This window comes from Brevundimonas sp., assembly GCF_035626535.1.
Lineage (GTDB): Bacteria > Pseudomonadota > Alphaproteobacteria > Caulobacterales > Caulobacteraceae > Brevundimonas.
The window spans coordinates 1-2,486 of the sequence record NZ_DASPNO010000049.1 but is presented as its reverse complement, the minus strand read 5'-3'; the positions used below and the strand labels follow the sequence as shown (position 1 = coordinate 2,486).

Here is a 2,486-nt window from a genome sequence, read left to right as displayed (position 1 = left end):
GACGTTGTCGCCGTCGAGCAGGAAGGTGTGGCGGCCGTCGGCGAACAACCGCTTGTCGACGAGGTTGGCGATGGTCGATTTGCCGGCTCCGGACAGGCCGGTGAACCACAGCACCAGCGGCTTCTGGCGTTTCAGGCCTGCCCGTTCGGCGCGGCCGACGTCGAGGGCCTGCCACTGCACATTGGCCGAGCGGCGCAGGGCGAAGCGGATCAGGCCCGCGCCGACCGTCTCGTTGGTCTGGCGGTCGATCAGGATCAGGCCGCCGAGGTCGCGGCTGATGGCATAGGGCTCGAACACCAGCGGCGCGTCGAGGTGCAGGTGGCAGACGCCGATGTCGTTGAGCTCGAGCGTGCGGGCGGCGAGGGGCTCCAGTGTCTCGACGTTGACCTTGTGGCGGATGTCGGTGACCTGGCCGGTGACCGCTGCGGCGCCCAGTTTCACGACATAGGCGCGGCCGGGGAGCAGGGGCGCGTCGGCCATCCACACGAGATCGATCTCGAACTGGTCGGCGGCCTGCGGCGGAGCGTCGGCGGCGGCGAGCACATCGCCGCGCGAGACATCGAGGTGATCCGCGAGGGTCAGGGTGATCGACTGGCCGGGTCCTGCCTCGGGCAGGTCGCCGTCGAGCGTGACGATACGGTCGATGGCGGTCGTCCGGCCCGAGGGCAGCACCTTTACGGCGTCGCCCGACCGGACGGTTCCGGCGGCGATCCGGCCGGCGTAGCCGCGGAAGTCGGCGTCCGGCCGGTTGACCCACTGCACCGGCATACGGAAAGGGCCGGGGGCCGCTTCGGCCAGGTCAGTGGTTTCAAGCCATTCGAGCAGGGTACGCCCGTCAAACCAGGGCAGGTTGGCGGACCGGCTGACGACATTGTCGCCGCCCAGCCCCGAGACCGGGACGGCGGTGACCTCGGTCAGGCCCAGTTCGGCGGCGAGGGCGCGATAGTCCGCGGCGATCTCCTCGAACAGCTCGCGCGACCAGTCGACCAGATCCATCTTGTTGACCGCCAGCAGCACGCGGCGCACGCCCATCAGCCTGACCAGATAGGAGTGCCGGCGGGTCTGGGGCAGCAGGCCCTTGCGGGCGTCGACCAGCACCACGGCGACGTCCGCGGTCGAAGCCGCGGTGACCATGTTGCGGGTGTACTGTGGGTGGCCGGGGGTATCGGCGAGGATGAAGCGGCGGCCGGCGGTCTCGAAATGGCGGTAGGCGACGTCGATGGTGATGCCCTGCTCGCGCTCGGCGTCGAGCCCGTCGAACAGGCGAGAGAAGTCGGGCTCGCCCGACGGGGTGCGGAGGGCCGCCAACTGGTCGTCGGGCACGGCGCCGGCGTCGTGCAGCAGGCGGCCGATCAGGGTCGACTTTCCGTCGTCGACGGAGCCGCAGGTGATCAGGCGGACGAGGTCCCGGGCCATCAGAAATAGCCCTCGCGCTTCTTGATCTCCATCGAGGCGGCCGGGTCCTGGTCGATGGTCCGGCCCTGGCGTTCCGAGGCGCGCGAGGCGGCCATCTCGGCGATGACCGCGACGAGGTCGGCGGCGTCGCTGTCGATGGCTCCGGTCAGAGGATAGCAGCCGAGGGTGCGGAAACGCACCCGGCGCGTCTGGATGGTCTCTCCCGACCGGAGCGTCATCCGCTCGTCGTCGGCCATGATCAGCGCCCCGTCGCGTTCGACCACCGGCCGTTCGGCGGCGAAATAGAGCGAGACCACCTCGATTCCCTCGCGCTGGACGTAGCGCCAGACATCCATCTCGGTCCAGTTGGACAGCGGAAAGACGCGGACGGATTCGCCCTTGTGGACGCGGGCGTTATAGAGCCGCCACAGTTCGGGCCTCTGGGCCTTGGGGTCCCACATGTGGGTGCGGCTGCGGAACGAGAAGATGCGCTCCTTGGCGCGGCTCTTCTCCTCGTCGCGGCGAGCCCCGCCGAAGGCCGCGTCGAAGCCGTAATGGTCCAGCGCCTGCTTCAGCCCCTGCGTCTTCCAGAGGTCGGTGTGGACGGTCGCGCCGTGGTCGAACGGATTGATCCCCCGCGCCTCCGCCTCCGGATTGCGCCAGACCAGCAACTCCATGCCCGCCTGCACGGCCGCGCGGTCGCGGAAGTCGTACATCTCGCGAAATTTCCACGCCGTATCGACGTGCAGCAGCGGGAACGGCGGCGGCGCGGGGAAAAAGGCCTTCCGCGCCAGATGCAGCATCACGGCGGAGTCCTTGCCCGCCGAGAACAGCATGACCGGCCGCGCGCACTGGGCCACGACCTCGCGCATGATCTGGATGGATTCCGCCTCCAGCTGGTCGAGATAGCGGTCGTCCGGCGAGGGCAGGGGCAATTCGGTGGTCCGGTTGGGAAGTGCGCGACCCTGACCGAGCGGAGCCGCAGGATCAAGCGGTCAGGCGGCGGGGACGACGGCGGTGGTCTCGATCTCGATGCGGGCGGCGTCCTCGATCAGCCCCTTGACCTCGACCACGGCCATGGCCGGGTAGTG

General features: G+C 69.5%; 2 protein-coding genes. Both read right to left on the bottom strand.

Annotation, left to right across the window (positions count from 1 at the left end; translation table 11 throughout):
- Nucleotides 1-1,416: bifunctional sulfate adenylyltransferase subunit 1/adenylylsulfate kinase (locus VEC04_RS07000; RefSeq protein ID WP_324775228.1), on the bottom strand; the 1,416-nt coding region annotated here is incomplete at its 3' end.
- Nucleotides 1,416-2,330: a sulfate adenylyltransferase subunit CysD gene (cysD, locus tag VEC04_RS06995; RefSeq protein ID WP_324775226.1), complete on the bottom strand. Its 915-nt coding sequence runs from the start codon at nt 2,328-2,330 to the stop codon at nt 1,416-1,418. The genes VEC04_RS07000 and cysD, both read right to left, overlap by 1 nt.
- Nucleotides 2,331-2,486 lie beyond the last annotated feature (156 nt).